The organism is Paenibacillus sp. PsM32 (genome assembly GCF_030433815.1).
GTDB classification, from domain to species: Bacteria; Bacillota; Bacilli; order Paenibacillales; family Paenibacillaceae; genus Saccharibacillus; species Saccharibacillus kyungheensis.
Window position 1 is genome coordinate 19,704 of the sequence record NZ_JARUWY010000011.1, and the last position, 25,344, is coordinate 45,047.

Here is a 25,344-nt window from a genome sequence, read left to right on the forward strand (position 1 = left end):
CGCGTGAAAATCCATCCAATTGCCTTTTTATTGATTATTCTGCTGACTACTTTTTTGATGGGTTCTTCTTTTGCTGTCGGTAAAATAGGCTTACATTACAGTTCGTCTTTATTTCTAGTATCGTTACGATTTCTGATAGCAGGTGGATTAATGACCTTGATCGTATCAATGCGAGGCTTGCCTGTACCGAAACGTTCAATAGATTGGGGAAAAATAGCTATTATAGGTACACTACAGACAACAGGCGTAATGGCATGTACATTTCTCAGTCTACGTACGATTACTGCTGGCGAATGTTCTATTTTAATATTTACCAATCCATTGCTAGTGGTTGTGTTCGGTTCATTGCTTTTACGTGCTCGTTACCGTTGGACACAATGGCTCGGTGTAGTCCTAGGTGTACTCGGTGTAGCCATCACAATGGGGCTTCATATGCAATTAAAGTCAGGCACGATTCTAGGAGTGGTAGGAGCATGCTCATGGGCGATCGCTACTCTACTGATGAAGCGCTGGTCAGGCATATGTAATGTCTGGGTACTGACTGCTTATCAGATGTTATGTGGTGGAATCCTATTGTTACTACTTAGTCTTGTACTGGAACAGCCACGTTTTGAATGGAATCTAATCTCTACAGGCATTTTATTATGGTTAGCTATTATGGCTTCTATCGTTCAATTTGCAGGGTGGTTTTATGTACTGGGTAAAGGCGATGCTGCTCAGACCAGTGCTTTTCTGTTTCTAGCGCCATTCTTCGGCGTACTCTCCGGCTGGTTACTACTCGGCGAACAAGTCCAATGGTACGTCTATATCGGGGGTGTTTTTGTATTTCTCGGCATATTTCTAGTCAATTGGAACTTCAATAAACCCAAAAAAGAGGCAGAACCCGTCTAAGGGATCTACCTCTTTTTATTTTGAGCTCTTTAGATGTTTTATTTTTTAACGTCTACTCTACCCAAATAGAAGATAAAATACTTGTTGCAAAGACCCTCAAAGCGGAGGGAGCGATATTATTCTGAAAGAGCGAAGCGATCGCCTTTGTCAATCGATATGTACCGCCCGAGCGGTTATTCCAGATATCGATTGACAACAAGCGACGATAAGAACAATATCGATCATGTAGCGGAGTCGCTCAACCATTGTACAGTCTATTTATTCAAATGGTATGGAACAGTCGCAACAACAACGTCTTTGTAGTTAATAAGATAAGCACGCATCAATAGACTGGTCTGATTATGCAAAATCGTTTCCCACCAGTGATGAGTGACAAATTGCGGAATCAAGACGGTAATATGATCGGTTGCTGATGTTTTCCATTCAACGGTATCAATAAAGCGACGTAAAGGCCCTAGAATACTGCGGTAACGTGATTTCAGTACAATCAGACGTACACCTGGATTCCATTCTTCCCATTTCTGCTCCATCTTATGAATCGCTTCATCATCGAAACCAACATAGACAGCAACGACATTAGGAGATAACGTCTTCGCATAGCTGATCGTGTTCATCACTACACGTGTAATGCCGGCGACTGGAATAATAATCGTATTTCCTTTGACTTCAGGCTTATCGACTTTGATATCGATACGTAATTGTTCTGCTGTATTTTCATAATGCGTATAGATTTTGTAGAAAATGTATACCACGAACGGTAAGAACAGAAAGATAACCCATACTTGCGAGAACTTGGTGAAAATAAAGATCAATGTGATCGATAATGTGGTTAACATACCAACAGTGTTAATCGTTAACTTCAATCCCCAGTTCGATGGCTTGAGACGAATCCAGCGAATCATCATCCCTAATTGTGATAAGGTAAACGGAATAAATACACCAACCGCATACAGTGGAATAAGATTCTCAGTGTCTCCTTTAAATACAATAACTAACAAAGCAGATAATAGACTCAAAATAATAATACCGTTAGAGAAACCTAGACGATCACCACGTACCATAAACATATGTGGCATATATTTATCTTTTGCTAACATAAACGCAAGTAGCGGGAACGCAGAGTACGCTGTATTGGCTGCAAGGAATAGAATCAGTGCAGTTACACCTTGAATCACATAATACAGTGTCCCATGACCAAACGTCATTCGGGCAATTTGAGAAATAACCGTTTCGGTTGCACTTGGATGAATACCATACCAGTAAGCAAGCAATGTAATTCCGATAAACATGGCACCCAAAATAATACCCATCATTAGAAGCGTAGCGGCTGCATTTTTCTCAGCAGGCTTACGGAAGTTAGGAATAGCATTAGATACAGCTTCTACCCCTGTCAGTGCCGAACAACCCGAGCTAAATGCTTTGAGCAATAAGAATAGACTTACATTCGAGACTGTACTATCAAATTGCGGAGCAGCGGCTTCGATTCCGCCTGTAAAGTAACGAATAACTCCTGTAATAATCAGTACAAAAATAGCGATAACAAATAAATAAATAGGAATAGCGAGTACAGATGCAGATTCAGTTACACCACGTAGATTCATAATCGTTAAGAATACGATCATCACAAGCGCGATCAGAACCCGGTGATCATGCAATACTGGAAAAGCAGAAGTAATTGCATCTGTTCCGGCGGATGAACTTACGGCTACAGTTAGGATATAATCAACAAGTAACGATCCACCGGCTATTAAGCTGGGGGCTTTACCGATATTATCCTTGGCTACAATGTACGCACCACCACCTGCTGGATACGCAAAAATCGTTTGGCGATACGAAATAATTAAAATAACCAACAAACCAAGCACCGCGATCGAGATTGGAACCGAATACCACAAAGCAGCAAATCCAGCAACCATGAGGACTAGCAAAATTTGCTCTGTTCCGTATGCCACCGAGGATAGCGCATCGGAAGAAAGAATTGCTAGTGCTTTAAGCCGACCTAATTTTTCAGCTTCAAGTTCTGCTGACTTCATCGGCCTTCCGATTAATATACGCTTGAACTTACCCAACATCTTGTGCACACCTTCATTTCTTGAAATTTAGAATTTTAGCATTTAGAAAGACTAATCAATTTACGTTTTATATACACGCATTTCCTACGAATCAAGCACAGCAAATAATGCTTGTTTAAGCTAGCTTTTTAGGCAAGCGTATATCATTATACTCTAGCTTTGTAAAAAGTCATCACCTATTTTAAACAAATTTTATAAGTAAAAATATACAAAGCAATATTTTGAACCCATCCTACTTCTATCTTCGTATATAAGACATTAAGAGATCATACAAAAATAGCAAGGAGAACTATATGAAAAAAGTCATGCGCCGGATATTATGGGGATTATCCGTCATTGTTTTTATCGGAATTATAACGTGCTTTTATATGGGATATTTTATGTATGCCTACGGTTTAATTTTTCTGGTGATCAGCATTTTATTTGGGATCGGGCAGATTGCACAAGTTAATAATAGTGTGTGGATGCACCAAAATGGATATGATCGTCATATGAGAGAACAGATTGAGCGACACCAACGCAATCGAGAAGAATAAGCTTGAATGTAATGTTGTATAGCAACAATAATCGTCTTTTTAGAAAATGGTTAAAAAAACCATATATAACATATAATTAGGTAAAGCTGATTGTCCGATATGATATATAACGTTATATATCATAAGGAGGATATGAATGATTTCACGTAAATGGATCGTTACCGCTTGTATAGCAGGAGCTACACTGATTGGATCCACAGGAGTCTATGCAGGAGCTAATTTGCAATCGATAAGTGCTTATCTTAATAACGGTCTTTCGATTCAAGTCAATGGAAGTGCGTATACGCCAACAGCCAATGGACAGACATTGGCACCGATCACGTATCAAGGTACAACGTATCTTCCTGTCCGTTCTATAGCAGATGCCCTTCAAGTGGGAGTCAAATATGATGCTACAGCTAATCAAGTGGTTATCAATTCTACAGCACCAACCAGTACTTCAAATGGAACAACCAGCACAACCTCTACGAATACAAGTATGAATACTGCACCGATTACGATGACGACACAGGTATTTCCAACCAAATATTTACCGCAAGATATTCCGTTTCCATCGGATGCGCATGCCACAAGTGTGAATGAAGATCTGGCTGGTAATGGAGAAAAGCAATCGTTTATTATTTATACTACCCAGGAAGATTTGGTGACTTTGGGCAACGCTTATCAGACCTATTTTGAGGGACAAGGATTAAATGAGACCAACTCGATTATTGATTCGGATTCATTAAGTATTGTAGGAGAAGTAGAAGGAAGTTACGGAATTTCGATTCAAGGCAATCCATTACCAAATCAACCGAATTACAATCAGATCAATTTCACATGGACAGAACAACCTGCTTCTGCTGATTGATTGTGATACAGATTAGATTTGAATACAGAATAACCAAAAAAGCTTGCACTGATCCTTGTTCAAAGGGTCGTTGCAAGCTTTTTGCTTAGGATTGAGATGGAAGCGATGATTGATGCAGGACAGCCGAAGATTCACGAAAAATAGGATGAGTCTGTACATGCGATATTTGATACGGACGATTCGGATTTTTGATACGAGCTAACAATGTTTCTGCGGCATTGATTCCCATATCAGTACTAAAGATATGCACTGTAGTTAAAGGAGGATCGACAATCCTAGATTCTGAAGCATCATCAAAAGCACAGACCGATATGTCTTCCGGTATTTTTATTTGATTGGCTTTGAGTACTTGTATAAGATGAACAGCGACAAAATCATTCGTACATACAAAAGCAGAAGGTTTGTGAGACATCGCTTTGAAGTGACGATCGATCCAATCTTTTTCCTCGAAAAATTCTCTATCTTTACCCAAAATACAACAAGCTCGATCCAAAGCAATCCCTGCTTCTACCAAAGCTCGATTGAAGCCGATCCAGCGTTCGTTAAAGCTTTTACAGTGATTATAATCGCCTACAAAGCCTATTCGTTGATGGCCTTGTTGTATTAACGTTTTGGTCATTTCGTATACACTATGTTCATTTTCCATAAGGAGTAAATCGGCTTGTAATGAAGGCGAAGGTAGATCGACTGCACAGTCAATAAAGATCGTAGGCAATCCCAGACTGGTGATCTTTTTACTGTAATCGCTATCAAATAGTTCTATACAAATAATACCATCCATTTTGGAAGCTTCAAAATTGTTAGGTAACGTTAGGGACTGAATATCTGCTTCACGCACAATATGAATAGAGATTGTATATCCTTCCATACTCATTCGCTTTTCAAATCCACTAATTAGAAAAGAACCAAAATGCGAATTGTTAGGCAGACTTGACGTTAACAGAGCGACATTACCGGTAGACTTGGGCATTAAATAGTCAGATTCTACATAAGCAAATTGTTTATATTTTAATTCGGCTGCTTTTTGAATGACTTTATTTCGTGTTTCAATCGGGATCGTTGTATTGCCATTGATCGCTTTGGAAGCGGTATTGCGGGATATATTTAGAGCGTCTGCAATATCCTGAATAGTCACTTTTTCTTTCTTCATGATCGTTTGTCCACCTTTAATCATCACATATTTTCAAAAGAAACGATTCGTTATCAGGTCTATATTGGGTATTCGTTATTTGTATTAAATGTATAATAATTCGCATTGAATAGCAAACTGATTTTACAAATGTAAACTTAAATTTGTGCATAATGTACATTTATTATCTTTATTCAATGAATTAATGTCAATTAATTAAATGCAAATGTAAAATAATATTTTTACAAAACGTATTGACGAATGAACAAATTGTTTGTTAAATTGTAAATCATAGTCATGTATTACAAAATGTAAGCCCTTTCTTAAAAACAGAATAGGACTTAAAGGAGTGAAATCATGTGGATGGAGTAGGACAGAAAATAAAAGCAGGAAAAGGTGAAACGATACACAGGAAAACATTGAAAAAAAAGCAAAATCATTATTTTCTATACGCGTTGTTAGCCCCGGCTCTTATACTGACGATCGTATTTAAATATATTCCGATGTACGGAGCGATTATTGCTTTTAAAGACTTCAGTCCACTCAAAGGTATTTTGCGAAGTGATTGGGTCGGGCTTAAATATTTTGAAAAGTTTTTACATTCACCGAATTTCACAGATATTTTTACCAACACGATTTCGTTAAGCTTGCTAGGTCTAATCTGTAGCTTTCCTATTCCTATCGTACTAGCGCTAATGCTTAATCAAGTCCGACAAGCCAAAATAAAGAAAAATGTACAACTGGTGTTGTATGCACCGAACTTTATCTCTGTTGTTGTTATTGTCGGGATGTTATTTATCTTTTTATCGCCTGTCGGTCCTATCAATCAATTGGTCAGTGCGATATTTGGTCAACCGCTGATGTTTATGTCAGAACCCGAATATTTTAGATGGATCTATATTTTGTCAGGGATCTGGCAGGGTGCAGGATGGTCTTCTATTATTTATGTGGCGGCTTTGGCAGGCGTTGATCCTGAGCTACATCATGCGGCAAGTCTGGATGGAGCCAATCTACTACAACGTATTCTGCATATTGATCTACCAACGATCCGACCTATTATGGCGATCGTGTTTATTTTAGCGGCAGGTGGCATTATGTCGATAGGTTTTGAAAAAGCATACTTAATGCAGACATCTATGAATTTACCTTCCTCTGAGATTATTGCAACCTATGTGTACAAAGTAGGGCTACAAGCAGGTGATTATTCTTATTCTGCGGCAGTTGGATTATTTAATTCTGTGATCAACGTCTTTTTATTAGTAGCTGTCAACTTTGTAGTGAAAAAACTCAATGAAGGCGAAGGCCTCTATTAAGGAAGGTGTACCGGATGAATATGGCATCCTCACGTATGGATCGGTTCATTATTATTTTAAATTATATTCTGCTGACGTTCTCAGTACTGATTATTGTTGTACCGCTTATCTATATTGTAATCGCTTCCTTTATGGACCCGATCGCTCTACTCAATAAAGGAATTTCATTTAATATATCCAGTTGGAGCTTAGAAGGGTATCGCAAAATTTTGGGCAATGAAGCGATGACCCGCGGATTTATCAATTCTGTGTTTTACTCGGTTAGCTTTTCGATTTTAACAGTGATTGTGTCTGTATTTGCAGGTTATGCGTTATCTGTAAATGAATTAAAAGGTCGCAATCTATTTATGACCATGTTTATAGTCACGATGTTTTTTGGCGGTGGATTGATTCCTACGTATTTGTTAGTTAAAAATCTAGGCATGTTAGATACAGTCTGGGCGATCTTATTACCGGGGATTGTGAATGTCTGGGATATTATTCTAGCACGTACGTTTTTCAAAGGTATTCCAAATGAATTAAAAGAAGCCGCGAATGTCGATGGAGCGAACGATTGGACGATCTTTTTCCGTATCGTATTGCCGCTGTCCAAGCCTATTATTTTTGTCATCGCTTTATATGCATTTGTCGGTCAATGGAATTCTTATTTTGATGCCATGATCTATCTGGATAATGCCAAGCTGTATCCATTGCAATTAGTTTTGCGTTCTATTTTGATTCAGAACCAGACGATGCCCGGTATGATCGGTGATCAATTAGCAATGGCAGAGCTGAAGCGTCTATCTGAAATGATCAAATATTCTTCGATTGTGATTTCAAGTCTGCCGTTGTTAGTGATGTATCCATTTTTCCAGAAGTATTTTGAAAAAGGTGTTATGGTCGGTTCGCTTAAATAAGCAGGGCATCTCAATACAGTAATGGAGGCAAATATAATGAAAATGATCCAAAAAGTGTCTATCTTTGGCTTAACAATAGCGCTACTTTTAACAGGTTGTAACTCGGGTGCATCCAATCAAAATACCGATCCCAATGGTAAAGTGACTTTGAATTTTTTGACCCAAAGTTCTGCGCTTGCTCCTGCTGATCCGAACGATAAATTAATCAATAAACGGTTGGAAGAAAAAACAGGTATTCATATCAACTGGAAAAATTACACGACCGATCAGTTTGTGGAAAAAAGAAATTTGGCAGTTGCGAGTGGTGATCTTCCAGATGGTATCTTTGATGCTGGATATAGCGATTACGATTTGCTCAAATTAGCTAAAGATGGCGTGATTATTCCGGTAGATGATCTGATCAACAACTATATGCCTAATTTTCAAAAAGTATTAAAAAAAGCACCTGAGTACAAAAAAATGATTACAGCACCAGATGGACATATTTATTCTTTCCCATGGATTGAAGAATTAGGGACAGGTAAAGAAGCGATTCAATCGGTAGATGATTTCCCATGGATCAATCAAGCATGGCTCAAAAAGTTAGGGCTCAAAATGCCTAAAACGACAGAAGAGTTAAAACAAGTATTGATCGCTTTCAAAACGCAAGATCCGAACGGTAACGGAGAAGCTGATGAAATTCCGCTATCGTTTATCGATAAGCCAGGTGGCGAAGATTTGACCTTTTTGTATGGATCATTTGGACTCGGCGATAACTGGGATCATACTGTCGTTACCAATGATGGCAAAGTTGTTTTTACCGCATCGGATAACGGATACAAAGATGCGATCAATTATATTCATAGCTTGTATCAAGAAGGTCTGATTGATGTGGAATCTTCTCAACAAGACTGGAATACGTATCTAGCAAAAGGAAAAGACAAACGTTACGGATTGTATTTCACATGGGACAAAGCCAATATTACCGGTTCTAATGATGATTATGAATTGATGAATCCGTTGGCTGGCCCAAATGTACAGATCAATGTAACCCGTACAAATGGAATGGGATTTGATCGCGGTAAGATGGTCATTACCAGTACCAATCAACAATTAGAAGCAACAGCTAAATGGATCGATCAATTATACGAGCCACTACAATCGGTACAAGATAACTGGGGAACGTACGGAGATACTAAAGAGCAAAATATTTTCAAATTCGATAAAAAGAAAGGCATGTTGGAACATCTTTCTTTAGAAGGATCAGCGCCTGTTGAAGTACGTCAAAAAACCAATATCGCTGGCCCGCTAGCAGTTCTCAATGAGTATTACGGCAAATACACAACAATGCCTGATGATGCGGCAGCACGATTAAAACTAATGAAGAAAGTAATGGTTCCGCATATGCAAGCTGATCATATTTATCCTAAAGTATTCTTTTCGATTGAAGAGTTAGATCGCTTATCGACGATAGAAACGGATCTGTTCGCTTATGTCCAACGCAAACGTACAGAATGGTATCAAAATGGCAAAGTGAATGAAGAATGGCCTGCATATCTACAAGAATTAGATCGCTTGGGATTACAAGAATGGCTACAAATCAAACAATCAGGATATGACCGCAATCAGCAATAGCATTAACAGTGACTATAACGATACCGAAGGAGCTTTATCATTATGATTATTCAATCACAAGAAAAATACCGACCGCTATATCATTTTACCCCTCAGCAAGGGTGGATCAATGATCCGAATGGATTGGTCTATTTTAATGATGAGTATCATCTCTTTTTTCAATACCATCCCGATGGAACAACATGGGGACCGATGCATTGGGGACACGCCATCAGTTCAGATCTGGTGAACTGGCAGGAACAATCTATCGCACTAGCACCTGATGAGTACGGTACTATTTTCTCGGGCAGTGCAGTGGTCGATTGGCACGATTCTACAGGCTTTTTTGGCGGGCAAGCTGGATTAGTCGCTATCTTTACCCATCATGATCATAACCATGAATTGGATCGTGCGCAGCAAAGACAAAGTCTAGCGTACAGTCTGGATGCAGGTCGAACATGGATCAAATATCAGGGCAATCCTGTATTAGAACATAAGGAACTGATCGATTTTCGTGATCCCAAAGTATTCTGGCATCAAGCTACGGAACAGTGGATTATGATTCTGGCTTGCGGGCAAACGGTTCATTTGTATCGTTCACCGAATTTGAAAGAGTGGACATTTCTTAGTGAATTTGGAGAAGGGATAGGTTCGCATGATGGGGTATGGGAATGCCCTGATCTGTTCCCGTTAGTGGTCGATGGTCAATCGGCAATCACCAAATGGGTGATGTTAGTCAGTATTGGAAGCAGTGATGAATATGTCGAAGGGTCGCGAACTCAATATTTTATCGGAGACTTTGATGGAACTACATTTACACCAGATGCTTCTTCTTATGAGGTGCGCTGGCTTGATTATGGGCGAGATCATTATGCAGGTGTATGCTGGTCAGATATTCCGGCTGAAGATGGTCGGCGTATATGTATCGGCTGGATGAGCAATTGGAAATATGCCAATCTAACACCTACCGAATTGTGGCGTGGGGCGATGTCTCTACCGCGCGAACTTACGTTAGAACAGCGAGCACAAGGCATAACCCTTATTCAACAACCTGTACAAGAGCTACTCCCGATGCGTAACACGATACTGTCTTTAGAACACGTCACTATCGCAGACATTCAGAGCAAGCTGAACACTTTACAGTTGGAAAGTTATGAGATTCATATGACAGCTGATATTTATAGTCAATTTGCTTTGAAATTACGTACATCACAGCACCAAGCGACTGTTGTCGGGTATGAGGGAGATAAAGGTGAAATTTATATTGATCGCACCGATTCAGGAGATCATCATTTCCACCCTGACTTTGCAGGAAAACATATAACCAACGTGCATCAAGATCAATCGGTGATTGAGCTACGTATCTATGTAGATCGCTCTTCTATTGAACTGTTTGCTAATGATGGACAAGTCGTGATCACCGATCTTATTTTTCCAGATCATGATGCACAGGGGTTAGATATCCAATCACTTGGTCAAAATCTACCAGTGGCATCATTTCATATCTATCAGCTAATGCCTTCTTGATCCAACAATCTCGTATCATCATGGGCGCATAGAGAGGAAAGAACAGATGAAGCATACAGGTATCTTATCTATCTTCACGTATAGATTGATAGCGGTCATCATGCTGATATTATGCAGTCTCAGTCTGGTAGGGATAACTTCTGCACAGGCGACAGCAACACCAGAGGCTACTCTTGTATCAAGTAGTGCAGTAACGATTACTCAGGCCAAAACCAATATCTCCTCATGGATGATCAAAGGAAAAGGAACGATGAGAGACAGTACAGCAGGGATCGTATTAACTTCAGATACCAAAGAAAATGTCAGTGCGATATCAACGACATTATCGGCTGATTTTGTCTATGAAGCCAATGTGACTATTCAAGATATGCAGACAGATGCTTCACTTGTTTTTCGCTCTGATGCTGAAGGAGGAGCTGGTTACTGGTTACAGATTAAGCCAACATCCGGGCAGATTCAGCTTCGAGATGCTTCAGGAACGAATAGTACTTTGCAACAGTCATATGAGGTCGACGTTCAAGCTGGGCAGACGTATCATTTGAAAGTCAAAGCCAGCGGCTCTCAGTTAAGCGTCTATTGGGATAAGCAGTATCGTCCTGTGATGCAAGTAACAGATACAACCTATCATTCAGGGTATTTGGGCTTGCATGTATGGGATGGAAGTGTAACTTTTCAAAATGTTATTCTTAGCGACCTCAATACCAATCTAAAAACCCCTTTACTGACTACAGGGATATGGATGCCTCATATTTCTGGAAAGATTGTCACTGCAACGCAAGAGTCTATAAAAGTATACAATTTGCGTTCAACCGATCTGATCGCCGAAGCAGATATTTCGTTTGCAGACAATAGACAGGGCAGTACAGCAGGTCTGATTTTCCATGCTAACGATAAAGCGACTACAGGTTATATCGCTTATCTACGCAATCAAGGCAATACTATCAGTGTCGAGTTGAGAAAAAGAGATGGAACACTGATCGCCAAATCTGCTCAAAATTATATGCATCAGTCGAGCAGTAATCATCATCTAGAAATTCGAATGATCCAAAATCGTATTCAGGTCTTTGTCGATGGATACACACCAGCCGCTATTACAGTAACAGATAACAGCTATACCCAAGGGTATACCGGTATGATTGCGCAAGGCGGTCAGATTATTTTTCAAGATGTGTTTGTTACAGCACCAGCCGATTATTATACAGAACAATATCGTCCACAATATCATTATTCTGCTTCACGTAACTGGATCAGCGATCCAAATGGAATGGTGTATTTTGAAGGCGAATATCATTTGTTTTATCAAGATGGAGGACAATGGGGGCATTCGGTAAGCACAGATCTTGTTCACTGGAAAAGGCTTCCGTTTGCTCTGAAATGGAACAACCTAGGGCATATCTGGTCAGGATCGGCTATCGCTGATACTACGAATGCCTCCGGTCTATTTGGTTCTTCGGGTGGGAAAGGATTGATTGCTTACTACACTTCTTATGATCCTGATGCGCCTAATGGGAATCAGAAAATAGGATTAGCTTACAGCACAGATAAAGGACGCACATGGCAATATTCACAAGACCATCCGATCGTTATCCAAAATCCAGGTCATACGGCTACTGAAGCTGGTGGATGGGACTTCCGTGATCCTAAAGTAGTAAGAGATGAAGCCAATCAACGCTGGGTGATGGTGGTGTCTGGCGGAGATCATATTCGCTTTTTTACTTCAACCAATTTGATTGATTGGACATGGACAGATAATTTTGGCTATGGCGATTATATTCGAGGTGGAGTATGGGAATGCCCTGATCTATTTCCTTTACCAGACGATCAAGGGCATATCAAATGGGTGTTGATGATCAGCACAGGAGCCAATCCGCAAACAGCAGGTTCAGATGCAGAATACTTTATCGGTGATCTCACTTCTGCGGGTACATTTATCAATAGCAATCCAGCTGGTAAAGTATTAAAAGTAGACTGGGGAAAAGAGTTTTATGCGGCAATGTCATTTGCTCATGTGCCGGATGGACGACGGATAACGATGGCGTGGATGACCAATTGGGATTATCCATTTGCTTTCCCAACAACAGCATGGAAAGGTGAAATGACGATTCCGCGAGAATTATCATTACGCAATACAGCAGAAGGGTTACGTTTATTCCAAAAACCGTTGACTGAACTGTCTTCGTTACGCACACCTTTACGGACGATTACGAATCAAGTGATCTCAGAGCAGTCGCCTAATGTGTTGGCTGATCTGCAAGCAGGTAGTTATGAGATTGAAGCTGAAATCGAATTGCCGGCAACCTATCCTGCACAAGCTTGGGGATTTGAAGTGCGTAAAGGCAATAACCACAAAACAGAGATCGGCTATAACAGTGCAGAACAGTCACTATTTATCGATCGATCGTTGTCAGGCAATACCAGCTTTGCTGAATTATTTTCGAAAAGGCAATCTGCGATCCTACAACCGATCAATCGCCGAGTCCAATTACGTATCTTTGTCGATGCTTCTTCGGTTGAAGTATTTGCCAATGATGGTCAGGTTGTTTTTTCTGATCTGATTTTGCCAGATTCACAGGATACCGGTATGCGTTTGTATAGCAAAAATGGAGAAATTAAAATCATAAATGTAACAGTGTATCGTCTCCAAAGTATCTGGAAACTATAATATTAATAAAAACTATTTTAATCCAGTTATAACATATAATTGTTTCTCTTCCGCTGACCGATATTACTAATACTAACTTCATTAGTAATCAGCAGGAGGGGAACAATTATGTCTAAAAAGAAGTGGATTATTCCTATTTATATAGCGGCTATGGCATTAACAGGATCAGCTGGCGTCTATGCAAGTTCTACACTCGAAAGTATTACAGCTTCGCTTAATCATAATCTTAATATTGAAATCAGTGGTAAAGCGTATAAGCCGACTGGACCCAATGGAGAATCGCTGTCTCCGATTGTGTATCAAGGAACGACTTATTTACCAGTGCGTTCAATCAGTGAAGCACTAAATACAGATGTGAATTATGATTCAAGTAACAACAAAATTTTGATCACACCCAAGTCTAATGCTGGTGCTACTAGCAAACCTGCTAGCACTTCAACAGGCACTTCAAACAGCACTTCAACGACTCCCAATACTGCCACGACGACTCCAACCGTAACCGATAAAGCTAGTATCAATACATCTACACCATCTGCTACCACACCGCCACCTGCTATAGAAACATTAAATCCGAATGATAGCGGTCGTATTGATGCCGCAGGCACAGCTCCAGAAGTAGTAACTAATATTGTACCTGTGAATCCAGCACTGAGCATAGTCAACACACCGTTGATTACGACCAAATATTTGCCACTGGATTTCCCTTTCCCATCCGATGCGACATCGATTAGCTTACGAGAATCGGTAGCAGGCGATAAAAAGCAATTGTTAATGATCTATGCAACTCAAATGGATCTCGTTACACTTGGAAAAGCATATCAAGCTTATTATGGTGCGCAAGGTGTAGTAGAATCCAATAACCGTATTCAGCCGGATGCACTTAGTCTGGTTGGCACCAAAGATGATGCATTTGGCGTTTCTATTCAAGGCAATCCACGTTCGGTAGCTCCAGGTTACAATCAGATTCGAGTCACTTTAGTACAACAATAATAGAAACAACTAATCAAGCATACGACCTTGTGATTATTCAAGGTATCGTATGCTTTTTTGTTGATCATAGCGTGAAAACGATACTGTAAAATGATTGAAAATGATACCTTTTCATGAGAAAAGCTTCACAATACCCACTTTGAGCAAATTAGAATCAAAAAACATGTAAAATTTTCAGAAAATTTCAAAATAGGTAGTGCATTCGCAAAAATAGTGTGCTAAGATACCAAGAGTTTAAGAGGAACCCGTCGGAATTGTTTGAAAAACGTTATGTAAAAACGTGAAAATAAACAGGCTGATAGCCTGTATAAGTAACACCCGAATACGAACAAAAGGAAGGTGATTTCATGAGCGCTATGACATCCACCAATGAAAGCAACGCAGTAATTAACAAACAATTTAACCTTTTCCGGTTAACATGGCCGATCTTTTTAGAAGTATTTCTGTTCATGTTAATGGGAATTGTTGATACTTTAATGTTAAGTGATGTATCGGATAATGCAGTCGCTGCTGTTGGAACATCCAATCAGGTTATCTCGATTGCAATACTGGTATTGGAAGTGATCGGGAACGGAGCAGCAATCGTTGTCGCACAATATATAGGTTCTCGTAAAGTGTTAGAAGCTAGTCGTATTACAGCAGTAGCGATTACGCTTAATTTAACAGTTGGATTGTTGCTCAGTGGTACATTCCTTTTGTTGGGCGGACATTTAATGGAGAAAATGCATTTGCAAGGTGAGATTCTTGCACTTGCTGAAAGTTATATAGCGATTGTTGGTGGAGCGATTTTCTTACAAGCATTGATCAACACATTAGCAGCAGTGATTCGTACGTATGGATTTACCAAAGAAACGATGTTTGTATCGGTATTTATGAACGTGATTCACGTGGTAGGTAACTACCTGTTGATCTTCGGTCACTGGGGTCTGCCACAAATGGGTGTACAAGGTGCAGCGATCTCTACGATTGTCAGTCGTCTAATCTGTGCAGTGATTTTCTTCTGGTTATTGTATCGTGTGATGGAAGTACGTATTCAGATTAAAGATTACTTCCGTATGACTAAGAAATATATTATGCAAATTTTGAAAATCGGTGTACCTTCTGCGGTAGAACAAGTAACCTACCAATTATGTCAGTTGGTATTTGTATTCTATGTTACTTATCTAGGTAGTGAAGCAATGGCTTCCCGTCAGTATGCTAACAATATCTCGACCTTTATCTATTTGTTCAGTATTGCGATCGGAATGGGAACAGCGATTATTGTCGGTCGTCTTGTTGGAGCGAATCTGAAAGACCAAGCGTACAAACGGGTATGGTCCAGTGTGAAATGGGCGATGGCGGCTACACTGGTAATGGATATTTTGATTATCATTTTCCGCGTGCCATTGATCGGTATGTTCACAGATAATCCTGAAATTATTCGAATGGCATCACAGGTCATATTGCTCAGCTTCTTACTGGAGACTGGACGAACCTGTAATATTGTGATTATTAACTCACTTCGTGCGTCAGGAGATGCCAAGTTCCCTGTCTATATGGGATTGATCTCGATGGTCTGCATGAGCTTGCCACTTGGATATCTATTTGTTTTCAAAATGAATCTAGGGCTTGCAGGCATCTGGTTAGCGATTGCGGCAGATGAATGGGTACGTGCTGTTATTATGTACTTCCGCTGGAAGAGCAGAGCATGGGAGAAACATTCTCTTATTCAGCATGATGAACCGGAATCACTAGACAATGTTCCAGCTGTTGCATCGGTATAATATGATTATTAAGATGGATCGGTAAAAGATAACAATATCGTACAAACCGTTTTAGTGCTTTTTCTACACTCTGTAGAAAGTGCTAAAACGGTTTTTTGTATTCTATTTTTATGTATATACACACTTGGTCACATCTGGTGATTATTTTGCAAAAAGTGATTACAATCACCCTGCCCCTTTGGGTATCCGTCTATGCTTGAATCAAAGAAACATACAACTAAGGGGGATACACATCATGTTTTGTTATCAATGTGAACAGACACCAACAGGTGGTTGCAAAGTGATCGGCGTATGCGGGAAAAATGAGACAGTAGCCAGTCTGCAAGATACGATTATTTTTGGACTCAAAGGGGTAGCGGCTTACGCTACACATGCTCGTCAATTAGGATATACTCATCCAGAAGTTGACCGCATCACCCATGAAGCATTGTATTTAACGTTAACCAATTCCAACTTTAATGTACAAGAACATATCGATATGGCGTTGCAAGTCGGACAAGCGACTCTTCATATTATGGATACACTGGATCAAGCACATACCGATCGCTTTGGGATTCCTCAGCCAGTGACAGTCAGTTCGAATCAAGTAGAAGGCAAATGTATCGTTGTGACAGGACACAATCTATTTGCTTTAGAAGCTTTATTACAACAGACCGAAGGACTGGGCATCAATATCTATACTCACTCGGAAATGTTGCCAGCACATGGGTACCCTCATCTCAAAAAGTACACTCATCTTAAAGGCAACATCGGTAAAGCATGGTATGATCAGCGCCGTTTATTTGAAAATTTCCCCGGAGCTATCTTAGCGACAACCAATTGTGTAATGCCGATTAAAGGCAGTTATGCAGATCGCTTTTTCACTTATGGAGTGACAGGGTTAGAAGGGGTTACTAAGATAGAGACCGAGGACTTCAGCGAAGTAATCGCCAGAGCATTATCTTTACCTGAAGCACATATGCAATCTGATGCTGTTATGACCACAGGCTATCACCATGCCAATGTGTTGGGATTAGCACCGGAGATTATTGAAGCTGTTCAAAGTAAAAAGATTCGTCATTTCTTCGTGATCGCAGGTTGTGATGCACCGGGTAAAGGTGGAGATTATTATCGTGAGCTTGCAACCTCACTTCCGCAAGACACCGTCATCTTAACGACTTCTTGTGGTAAATTCCGCTTTAATGATATCGATTATGGTACAGTACCTGGCACAGACATTCCTCGTTATATGGACTTGGGGCAATGTAATAATTCAGGTTCCACTGTCAAAATAGCGATGGCACTTGCTGAAGCATTCGGTTGTACGATGGCTGAATTGCCTGTCAGCATTGTATTATCATGGTTTGAACAAAAAGCAGTAGCGATTTTGCTTGGCTTATTCAGTCTAGGAATTCAAGATATTCGGATTGGGCCGAAGCCACCTGAATTTATTTCAGACGGTGTGATGGAAGTATTGCAATCGACATTTGGACTGAAATTAATCGGCGATGCGGCAACAGATATGGCAGATATGCTTTCTTAATGTAAAGAAACCGCCAGCACACAGCCGACTTCCTGCTCGATCGTATGATATTTAGTGATATAACCATGTTCTTCAAACCACTGTTGCAAAGCAAGATGTTGCCATTGATGATATGCAGATTGATGTTCAAGATCATTAGTAGATGAATCAATTAATGAATCTTCTACAACCGCTTGATCTACAATCAGACGGTCTGTCAAACAAAGTCGTCCATGTGGCTTCAGTACACGATGGATCTCGGTCAGTGCTAACAATTGCTGTTGTTGATTCAAATGTCTGAATGTAAAGCTAGATACGACAAAATGGAAATGATCATCTGGATAAGGAATCGCTAGCATATTGCCTATCCTTGTCTCGATCATCGGGAATTTGTGCTGGCACTGCTTGAGCATTTCCTGTGATTGATCGACACCAGACATATGCACACCTGATGCTACTAATTTGCCAGCTAGATTACCTGTACCAATGCCGAGATCAAGTCCATGTTCACCGGCTGTAGCATGAATAAATGTTGCTGTAGAGGTCAGTGCTTGCTCATAATGAGGATATTCTTCACGACGAGTATGCACATCATGGTCATGAGTAATCGCACGCTGATCGAAGTCCCACTGATCTTGCCAGTTCTGGCGCAATTCACGTAAATGTTTGGCTTGATCCGCCAGATGATAAATCTCTTGAATGGGCAAAGTCTGCTGGGTCTGCAATAGATGTATCATTTGCTCGGTCGTTTCTGCCATGCGTTTCATTTCTAGCCATTGTGTTGTGAGTAGTGAACGCTGTAATTCCAGATAATAACGCAGACGCTGACTATCTGGTAATCCTTGCGGTTCTAACGCTTGCTTGATCTCCTTGATCGCCATACCGGCTTCACGAAGCGCTATAATCGTCTGTAAGCGCCAGATATCTTCTTCTCCGAAGATACGATACTGATTGTGTTCACGCTGGACTGAAGGCAATAGACCATGTTGTTCGTAAAAGCGGATTGTGCGTGTTGAGATACCCAGACGCTTAGACAATTCATTGATTTTCAACAAAATCAGCTTCCTTTAGTGTGAAATTATACTCCATCATATCATGAACGTTTAGAAGAACATCAGCCGTATTTCTGCTGATGTTCTTTTTTCATACGGATATAATCGGGATCGACTTTGGCTTCATCCCATTTCACTTTGAAAATGCGAGCGGCTTCGGCTTTGATCGGATCATCGGTATAAGGAAGAATTTCGCCATTTTCATCATATTTGCGACCACCTTTGTGATTGGTGTAACGACGTGCACGGGTATAACCCATTTGTAGAAATTTACGAGCCATATCCATCCCGATAAAATCGTCTTTTTCTTTATATTTCAGAAACATCGCATAGATTTTCTCGGACGATTCGGTAGCGATCTCAGGCGTTTTGAAGCGCCAGTGCGGTAAAATTTCACCTTTGTAGGGCTCAACCATTAAAACACCTTGCTCGCCTTTACCGACTCGATATAATTCAGGCTGTTTGCGTAGATCTAGCTTCGTATAGTCTAACGTATAATCAAATTTCTCAGGCATACTAAGAACTCCTTTATATAGATAAGTAACTCTCTATTACCCTATTTATAGTCGGTTATGTCAGTTTGCAGTTAATATGTATTTACGAAAAGGATATTTTAGGACAGAATAAGATCAAAGGAAGGTGTTGGAGATGAGCTCGTTGTTATGGAATATTGTAGTATCTACAATGTTGTTACAAGGGGGAAGCCAGTCTTATATCGCAGAAGGTCCGGCTATGCAACCGAATATTTATGCGGAAGATCGCTTAACTGTAGTCACAGCGACCGAAAAAGATATTGAGCGTGGAGATATTATTGTTTTCCAATCGCCTGAAAATGAGAAGATCTTTGTTAAACGTGTTGTTGGGTTACCCGGTGAAAAGATAAAAATCAAAGGGGATCAGTTGTATATTAACAACAAAGTTATTAAAGAGCCATACATACAAGCAGCTATAAAAAAAGCAAAAGCAGAAGGACATGTATACAATATCACCGATTACAATGGTGGAAATAAAAAAATTCCGCAACATCATTTTTTTGTATTAGGAGATAACCGTTCTAATAGTATGGATAGCCGTATGTTTGGAACCATTTCGATTCAAAAAGTAAAAGGTGAAGTAACAGCGATTCAAGGAAGGAAGCTTAATTCTACTCATTAATGTAGAGACAAATAATTCATATAAAATAATAAAAGCAGATACTCTCTCCCAAAGAGAATATCTGCTTTTTGTTGTGCATGATTTGGATCAAACTGTTATGAATGGTCGCCCATAATGTCTTTAATTTCATCTTTAAGTGCATCGGATTTGGTTCCGAAAATAACCTGTACAGCGCCTTGTCCGAGTCGCATGATGCCAGCCGCTCCGAGCTTGCGAAGTTCTGCATCATTGACTTGACGATCATCTTTGACCACCAGACGCAGACGAGTAATACAAGCGTCGATACTCTCGATATTTGGTGAACCTCCTAGTTGATGCAATACTTGAGCCGCTTGACTATCATTTGCATTAACTTCAGGCTGTGCACTAATCGCCGCAGTAGGTGTCAACGAATCTGAAGGTGTTTTTTCCAGATTAGCAACAGGTTCATCATCTTCACGACCTGGCGTTTTGAGATTGAATTTCACGATCAAGAAGCGGAACAATGTATAGTAGATGACTGCAAAAGCAAGTCCTACAGGAATCATAACCAGTGGATGGGTAGCTAATTTCATATTTACCAGATAATCAATGAGACCAGCTGAGAAACCGAATCCTAATTTAACATTTAACAAATACATAACCAGACCAGATAGACCTGTCAAAATAGCATGTACCAGATATAATCCAGGTGCTACAAACATAAATGCAAATTCTAATGGCTCGGTAATCCCTGTCAAAAACGAAGCGATCGCAGAACCGATAAAGATCGAAGCTACAGCTTTACGCTTTTCAGGACGAGCGGTATGAATAATTGCAAACGCCGCCGCTGGTAAAGCAAACATCATAATTGGGAAGAATCCGGACATAAACATTCCTGCTGATGGATCGCCTGCGAAAAAGCGTGTTAGATCGCCATGTACCACTTCACCAGAAGCATTAGTATAATCACCAATCTGGAACCAAGCGATCGAGTTCAATACATGATGCAGTCCGATCGGAACGAGCAAACGGTTCGCCATACCGAATATAAAAGCACCAATACCGCCAAGCCCTACAACCCATGTACCAAAAATCGCGATCCCGTCTTGAATAGGACTCCAGATCATCCCGAACAATGTAGCAAGAATGATAGTCGTAAATGCAGTAACCATCGGTACAAAACGTTTACCTGAGAAGAACCCTAACCATTCAGGCAATTTGATATTGTAAAAGCGTTGGTATAGATATGCTGACCATAATCCGACCAGTATTCCGCCGAGTACGCCCATGTCTAATTTAACATCATCGCCAATATAACCGAATATCGTAGGTACAATACTTAATATTTTGACTAAGATCAGATACGAAATTACTGCCGATAACGCAGCTACTGCATCACGAGCAATTCCGATCGCTACCCCGATTGCAAAGATAAGTGCCAGATTACTAAAAATGGCTCCTGCTCCTGCTGTCAAAAATGGAGTGATATAGTGATTAATAAATCCTCCGACTGTTGATCCTAATGGAATATCAGTCTCATAATTCAACAATCCTAGACCTTGTAAAATAGCGGCTGCTGGAAGTGTAGCGACTGGAAGCATTAAAGAACGCCCAATCTTTTGCAAAAATCCTAACATTGGTAATCCCCCTTAAATAAATATGATAGATGTATCATGTATACCTACTGCACAACCAAAATAGAAAAGGATTCTATATCTTCGCTGTGCAAGTATGCGACTTATCATCGTATAAGCAGCCAGATTAAGGCTGATACGTACGAAAAAGCCGATAAAGATGCATCGTCAAAAAGCAAACCTCATCTTCTGGAATCGAGACATTTAGCTCTTTTTCCATTACTACTTTCATTTTATTCGCCAGTATATATTCTTCGGCATACTGTTCTCGTATCGGCTGAATGAGAAGATTTTCTACTAATGATCCTTGTACAATCCGTTCTAACGAAAAGCGTAGATGGATCATTAAGCGGACTTGATTCATACTTCCTTGTTGAAAAGTAATCTGTTTTTCCTGTTCGATCATCGCTTGTAATTTACCGAGTAAAGTAGACATTTTGACCAATTGTCCTACAGGCACATGACTGACAGCCGAATGGATATGATAAGTGAGAAAGCCTGCTTCGTCTTCAGGAATTTTAATATCAAAAGCACTACAGATCATCTGCAAAGCTTGTAAAGCCACTTCGTATTCTTGCGGAAAACAGACTTGAGTCTCATATAGAAAAGGATTGGTAATCTCCATCTGATGACGCACTCGATACACAGTGAATTGGATATGACTTGGCAAAGCCAGATAGATTTTGTTATGCAATGTTTTGTTGAATCGCTGTTCGATCATTTGGATAATCTGATCAGAGACTTCCATCGCTTTATGGTCGATATCTTCAAAAAAACTGGGGTGATTCATCAATTGTTCTCGATCTTCCAAGCGGAAGCGCTTTTCAATACGATCATCATCAGTAGAAAGAGTGGTTTCATTTTTGGCGGCAAAACCAAGCCCTTTACCTAGCAATACATATTCGATATCTGTAGATTCATCAAAAGCCATCACAATATTGTTGCCGACAACTCGCTGTATCGATAGCAACATACTTTCTTTACTCAATGTGGTGAGCCTCCTTTACATCCCTATTCGCTTATCTATTCCATCGAGCAACAGCGAACACGCAAAAAAGAGCCAAGTCACGAATAATAAACGTGTAGAAAGTTCTACAGCATCTGGTATTCGTTGCTTGGCTCATGCCCATTATATGGTAACACGCCGATAACGTTATAAGTTTTTGAATGCGATTTCATTATGTAGCATATAACGAGCACAATTGATCGTCAAGGTTATATTTTACGGAAAATCTCGAATATTTTCCAGAAGTACAGGATTATTCAATAAAATAAAGTTTATTCATCATATTTTGCATAAAAAGCTTGAAAAAAGCCTTAATTTTAAAGAATAGGGGTTGAAATTTCTTCCATAATCAATTACAGTAGTAGACGTTGTTATAGGTTTGTAAGCTTTACCCTAACTAAATAAAATTCATTGATGTATAATGTATAACCTCAATAATATGGTTTGAGGGTCTCTACCAGGAACCGAACAATCCTGATTACAAAATTAAGTGTGCTCGTCGCACCCATCTTTTGTAGTCAGGATTTTTTTGCGTCTTTACGAGCTCAAACTTCTATGGACACTGATGGAATAGACGCAAGTCACTTGCTGACATCAAGAACAAAGGAGAAGATAGATATGAATTTCAAAGTCTTAATATTGACGATTGCTACATTTACGGTTGGTCTGATTGAGTTGATTATCGGTGGTGTATTGCCACAGATCGCTTCTGATCTAAATGTATCTGTAAGTACAGCAGGGCAATTGATTATGATCTATGCGCTTGTTTATGCGATCTCTGGACCAACATTACTAGCATTAACGGCTAAGGTGGAACGGAAAAAGTTATACCTCTGGTCGATGTTAGTATTTACACTGGGTAGTCTGGTTGCTTTTTGGAGCCCGACGTATGGTGTCTTGTTCTTATCTCGTATTATTACAGCGGCAAGTGGTTCGCTGATTGTAACCCTGTCTTTAACGATTGCAGTAAAAATCGTTGCTCCCGAATACCGGGCACGTGTTATCGGTATTATTTCTATGGGTATTAGTTCTTCGATCGTACTGGGCTTGCCTTTCGGCGTACTGGCTGAAGAAGCATTTGGCTGGCGTGTATTGTTCTTAGCCATTGCTGTTTTAACATTAGTCGCAATGGTGGTTGTGCATCTGTTTATGGATCATGTTCCTTTAGAACGTATGCAGACATTGAAGCAACAACTGGCTTCACTCAAAGATATCAAAATCATTAGTGCTCATCTCGTAACGATGCTTACATTAGCAGGGCACTATACATTATATGCGTACCTTACACCTTTCCTTGAAACGATGATGGGCCTTAACTCGAACTGGATCAGTATCGTATACTTTGTATTCGGAATTGCAGCTGTAAGCGGTGGGATGATCGGTGGAGCATTATCAGATCGTCTGGGTAGTAAAAAAAGTATTTTGCTCGTTGTCAGCGTATTCGCTGTGATTATGTTTACTTTACCAATGGCTAGTCAATACGTGTATATCTTCCCAATTGCATTGTTTATCTGGGGAGCACTAAGCTGGGCTCTTGCTCCGGCTCAACAAAGTTATTTGATTCAATATGCACCGGAATCTTCTGATATCCAACAAAGCTTTAACTTCTCAGCATTACAAATCGGTATTGCTGTCGGTTCAGCGATGGGTGGCGTATTGATCAAAAATACAGGTAATATCGCTATCAACGCTTGGGTAGGTGGCGGAATTATCGTAGTTGCTTTCGGAATTGCATTATTCTATCTATTATCCAAACCGGTAAGAGCTCGCAATGTAGCGAATACCATTACCCGCTAATATCTATATTAGGATGTAGCATCTTCATTTGTTATTCGATTTATCTGCTGTATATAAACACCGACACGATCTGCGTCTATGATCGTGTCGGTGTTTTTTGGTTATTATAAGCATGGGAATAAAGAGCTGTGTGTACAAAAATACAGTGACAGTAGCTATAGACAATGCTATCTTATGCTATGGAAAAACAATACATATCAAAAGGAGACTACGATGCCAAAGACCAATTTCGCCAACTTCAATTGGCTGAATGAAAGTAGTATACGTTTTGAAGAAGAAAAGGTGATTTTGCATGCACCTGCACAAAGTGATTTCTTTTGTAACCATGGCGGGGTATCGGAAGAAGGCATTACGCCTGAATCGCTTACGAATGCGCCTTTCTTTTTTACTGAAGTATCCGGTGATTTTGTGATGCGTGTTCAAGTAGAACATGATTTTCAAGATGTATATGACTCTGCTTCGATTATGGTGATGCAAGATGTAGATCTCTGGGCGAAATTATGTTTTGAATATACTGATTTTTATACGCATTCTATCGTCAGTGTAATCACCAATACATTCTCAGATGATGCCAACGGAAATAATGTAGAAGGCAATACTGCATGGCTTCAGATCGCACGTGTTGGACAATCTTTTGCTTTTCACTATTCATTAGATGGAGTGCGATTTGATATGGTGCGTTTCTTTTATTTACCTGTCGATCAGCAAGTAAAAGTGGGCTTATTGCCACAAGCGCCTACAGGTCAAGGTGGAGAAAGAATCTACTCCAATTTTTCGCTAGAACAACGAACAGTGAAAAATATCAGAATGGGCAAATAACAAATAGATTTCAGGGTGATCCTAAGTATACTTTTAACATGATTTTGTGATATATCCCGCAAAGCTACCTTCGTTGTATACAGGTAGCTTTTTTATTGTGTACATAGATATAAATGATAATGATCTAAAATTATTGAATATACATAAACAAAAAAATATAGACAAAACTAAATAATGTTTGCTTTTATATAAACGTA

General features: G+C 39.8%; 20 protein-coding genes and 1 riboswitch. Of the genes, 14 read left to right on the forward strand and 6 right to left on the reverse strand.

Translation table 11 applies throughout. The features are described 5' to 3' along the window. Positions 1 to 9: 9 nt before the first annotated feature. On the forward strand, positions 10 to 891 hold the full coding sequence (locus QCD85_RS18530; RefSeq protein ID WP_301263593.1) for a DMT family transporter: 882 nt from the start codon (positions 10 to 12) through the stop codon (positions 889 to 891). Between the two features lie 254 nt (positions 892 to 1,145). On the opposite strand, the gene QCD85_RS18535 is transcribed toward QCD85_RS18530, so the two are convergent. Next, entirely contained in the window at positions 1,146 to 2,963 is a 1,818-nt protein-coding gene (locus tag QCD85_RS18535) for an APC family permease (RefSeq protein ID WP_301263513.1), read from the reverse strand. Positions 2,964 to 3,256: 293 nt separating this feature from the next. On the opposite strand from QCD85_RS18535, the gene QCD85_RS18540 reads away from it, so the two are divergent. Further along, the gene (locus tag QCD85_RS18540; protein WP_301263514.1) at positions 3,257 to 3,499 is read left to right on the forward strand and encodes a hypothetical protein; all 243 of its coding nucleotides are present in this window, start codon (positions 3,257 to 3,259) and stop codon (positions 3,497 to 3,499) included. A gap of 136 nt (positions 3,500 to 3,635) precedes the next feature. Continuing rightward, entirely contained in the window at positions 3,636 to 4,349 is a 714-nt protein-coding gene (locus tag QCD85_RS18545) for a stalk domain-containing protein (protein WP_301263515.1), read from the forward strand. A gap of 85 nt (positions 4,350 to 4,434) precedes the next feature. On the opposite strand, the gene QCD85_RS18550 is transcribed toward QCD85_RS18545, so the two are convergent. After that, a complete protein-coding gene (locus QCD85_RS18550; protein WP_301263516.1) occupies positions 4,435 to 5,499 on the reverse strand; it encodes a LacI family DNA-binding transcriptional regulator in 1,065 nt (354 codons plus the stop codon). Positions 5,500 to 5,858: 359 nt separating this feature from the next. Between QCD85_RS18550 and QCD85_RS18555 the strand changes: the two genes are divergently transcribed. The 8 genes from QCD85_RS18555 (at position 5,859) to hcp (ending at position 17,744) form a co-directional block, all read left to right on the forward strand. Then, positions 5,859 to 6,791 (forward strand): ABC transporter permease, encoded by a 933-nt coding sequence (locus tag QCD85_RS18555; protein WP_420540676.1) that lies wholly within the window; start codon positions 5,859 to 5,861, stop codon positions 6,789 to 6,791. A 14-nt stretch (positions 6,792 to 6,805) separates the two neighbouring features. Beyond that, the gene (locus QCD85_RS18560; protein ID WP_274171592.1) at positions 6,806 to 7,687 is read left to right on the forward strand and encodes a carbohydrate ABC transporter permease; all 882 of its coding nucleotides are present in this window, start codon (positions 6,806 to 6,808) and stop codon (positions 7,685 to 7,687) included. A gap of 36 nt (positions 7,688 to 7,723) precedes the next feature. Beyond that, positions 7,724 to 9,301 carry an ABC transporter substrate-binding protein gene (locus tag QCD85_RS18565; RefSeq protein ID WP_301263517.1) on the forward strand — a complete coding sequence of 526 codons (1,578 nt, stop codon included), beginning with the start codon at positions 7,724 to 7,726 and terminating at the stop codon, positions 9,299 to 9,301. Positions 9,302 to 9,343: 42 nt separating this feature from the next. Then, on the forward strand, positions 9,344 to 10,807 hold the full coding sequence (locus tag QCD85_RS18570) for a glycoside hydrolase family 32 protein (protein ID WP_301263518.1): 1,464 nt from the start codon (positions 9,344 to 9,346) through the stop codon (positions 10,805 to 10,807). A gap of 46 nt (positions 10,808 to 10,853) precedes the next feature. Next, on the forward strand, positions 10,854 to 13,469 hold the full coding sequence (locus QCD85_RS18575; protein ID WP_301263519.1) for a glycoside hydrolase family 32 protein: 2,616 nt from the start codon (positions 10,854 to 10,856) through the stop codon (positions 13,467 to 13,469). 108 nt (positions 13,470 to 13,577) lie between these two features. Continuing rightward, positions 13,578 to 14,459 carry a stalk domain-containing protein gene (locus QCD85_RS18580; protein ID WP_301263520.1) on the forward strand — a complete coding sequence of 294 codons (882 nt, stop codon included), beginning with the start codon at positions 13,578 to 13,580 and terminating at the stop codon, positions 14,457 to 14,459. A gap of 347 nt (positions 14,460 to 14,806) precedes the next feature. Continuing rightward, positions 14,807 to 16,222: an MATE family efflux transporter gene (locus tag QCD85_RS18585; RefSeq protein ID WP_273613960.1), complete on the forward strand. Its 1,416-nt coding sequence runs from the start codon at positions 14,807 to 14,809 to the stop codon at positions 16,220 to 16,222. 235 nt (positions 16,223 to 16,457) lie between these two features. Then, the gene (gene hcp, locus QCD85_RS18590) at positions 16,458 to 17,744 is read left to right on the forward strand and encodes a hydroxylamine reductase (RefSeq protein WP_301263521.1); all 1,287 of its coding nucleotides are present in this window, start codon (positions 16,458 to 16,460) and stop codon (positions 17,742 to 17,744) included. Here the strand turns inward: hcp and QCD85_RS18595 are convergent. Together QCD85_RS18595 and QCD85_RS18600 are read right to left on the reverse strand one after the other, a co-directional pair. Continuing rightward, on the reverse strand, positions 17,741 to 18,778 hold the full coding sequence (locus QCD85_RS18595; protein WP_301263522.1) for a MerR family transcriptional regulator: 1,038 nt from the start codon (positions 18,776 to 18,778) through the stop codon (positions 17,741 to 17,743). The genes hcp and QCD85_RS18595 overlap by 4 nt on opposite strands. Positions 18,779 to 18,837: 59 nt before the next feature. Then, entirely contained in the window at positions 18,838 to 19,290 is a 453-nt protein-coding gene (locus QCD85_RS18600; RefSeq protein WP_301263523.1) for a DUF4385 domain-containing protein, read from the reverse strand. 133 nt (positions 19,291 to 19,423) lie between these two features. On the opposite strand from QCD85_RS18600, the gene lepB reads away from it, so the two are divergent. After that, the gene (gene lepB, locus QCD85_RS18605; protein ID WP_301263524.1) at positions 19,424 to 19,930 is read left to right on the forward strand and encodes a signal peptidase I; all 507 of its coding nucleotides are present in this window, start codon (positions 19,424 to 19,426) and stop codon (positions 19,928 to 19,930) included. Between the two features lie 95 nt (positions 19,931 to 20,025). Here lepB and nagE read toward each other — a convergent pair whose 3' ends face one another. Both nagE and QCD85_RS18615 read right to left on the reverse strand, forming a co-directional pair. After that, entirely contained in the window at positions 20,026 to 21,528 is a 1,503-nt protein-coding gene (nagE, locus tag QCD85_RS18610; RefSeq protein WP_301263525.1) for an N-acetylglucosamine-specific PTS transporter subunit IIBC, read from the reverse strand. A 124-nt stretch (positions 21,529 to 21,652) separates the two neighbouring features. Then, positions 21,653 to 22,513: a BglG family transcription antiterminator gene (locus tag QCD85_RS18615; protein WP_274171607.1), complete on the reverse strand. Its 861-nt coding sequence runs from the start codon at positions 22,511 to 22,513 to the stop codon at positions 21,653 to 21,655. A 419-nt stretch (positions 22,514 to 22,932) separates the two neighbouring features. Beyond that, a riboswitch (purine riboswitch) is annotated at positions 22,933 to 23,032 on the forward strand. A gap of 117 nt (positions 23,033 to 23,149) precedes the next feature. Here QCD85_RS18615 and QCD85_RS18620 point away from each other — a divergent pair. Together QCD85_RS18620 and QCD85_RS18625 are read left to right on the forward strand one after the other, a co-directional pair. Then, positions 23,150 to 24,328, forward strand: a complete 1,179-nt coding sequence (locus tag QCD85_RS18620; RefSeq protein WP_273613955.1) for an MFS transporter — start codon at positions 23,150 to 23,152, stop codon at positions 24,326 to 24,328. A gap of 213 nt (positions 24,329 to 24,541) precedes the next feature. After that, positions 24,542 to 25,147 (forward strand): DUF1349 domain-containing protein, encoded by a 606-nt coding sequence (locus tag QCD85_RS18625; protein WP_274171610.1) that lies wholly within the window; start codon positions 24,542 to 24,544, stop codon positions 25,145 to 25,147. Positions 25,148 to 25,344: the final 197 nt, after the last annotated feature.

Coding starts and splice junctions, on each gene's coding strand:
- QCD85_RS18535 (WP_301263513.1), bottom strand. CDS start 2,963: ATGTTGGGTAAGTTCAAGCGTATATTAATCGGAAGGCCGATGAAGTCA.
- QCD85_RS18540 (WP_301263514.1), top strand. CDS start 3,257: ATGAAAAAAGTCATGCGCCGGATATTATGGGGATTATCCGTCATTGTT.
- QCD85_RS18545 (WP_301263515.1), top strand. CDS start 3,636: ATGATTTCACGTAAATGGATCGTTACCGCTTGTATAGCAGGAGCTACA.
- QCD85_RS18550 (WP_301263516.1), bottom strand. CDS start 5,499: ATGAAGAAAGAAAAAGTGACTATTCAGGATATTGCAGACGCTCTAAAT.
- QCD85_RS18560 (WP_274171592.1), top strand. CDS start 6,806: ATGAATATGGCATCCTCACGTATGGATCGGTTCATTATTATTTTAAAT.
- QCD85_RS18565 (WP_301263517.1), top strand. CDS start 7,724: ATGAAAATGATCCAAAAAGTGTCTATCTTTGGCTTAACAATAGCGCTA.
- QCD85_RS18570 (WP_301263518.1), top strand. CDS start 9,344: ATGATTATTCAATCACAAGAAAAATACCGACCGCTATATCATTTTACC.
- QCD85_RS18575 (WP_301263519.1), top strand. CDS start 10,854: ATGAAGCATACAGGTATCTTATCTATCTTCACGTATAGATTGATAGCG.
- QCD85_RS18580 (WP_301263520.1), top strand. CDS start 13,578: ATGTCTAAAAAGAAGTGGATTATTCCTATTTATATAGCGGCTATGGCA.
- QCD85_RS18585 (WP_273613960.1), top strand. CDS start 14,807: ATGAGCGCTATGACATCCACCAATGAAAGCAACGCAGTAATTAACAAA.
- hcp (WP_301263521.1), top strand. CDS start 16,458: ATGTTTTGTTATCAATGTGAACAGACACCAACAGGTGGTTGCAAAGTG.
- QCD85_RS18600 (WP_301263523.1), bottom strand. CDS start 19,290: ATGCCTGAGAAATTTGATTATACGTTAGACTATACGAAGCTAGATCTA.
- lepB (WP_301263524.1), top strand. CDS start 19,424: ATGAGCTCGTTGTTATGGAATATTGTAGTATCTACAATGTTGTTACAA.
- nagE (WP_301263525.1), bottom strand. CDS start 21,528: ATGTTAGGATTTTTGCAAAAGATTGGGCGTTCTTTAATGCTTCCAGTC.
- QCD85_RS18620 (WP_273613955.1), top strand. CDS start 23,150: ATGAATTTCAAAGTCTTAATATTGACGATTGCTACATTTACGGTTGGT.
- QCD85_RS18625 (WP_274171610.1), top strand. CDS start 24,542: ATGCCAAAGACCAATTTCGCCAACTTCAATTGGCTGAATGAAAGTAGT.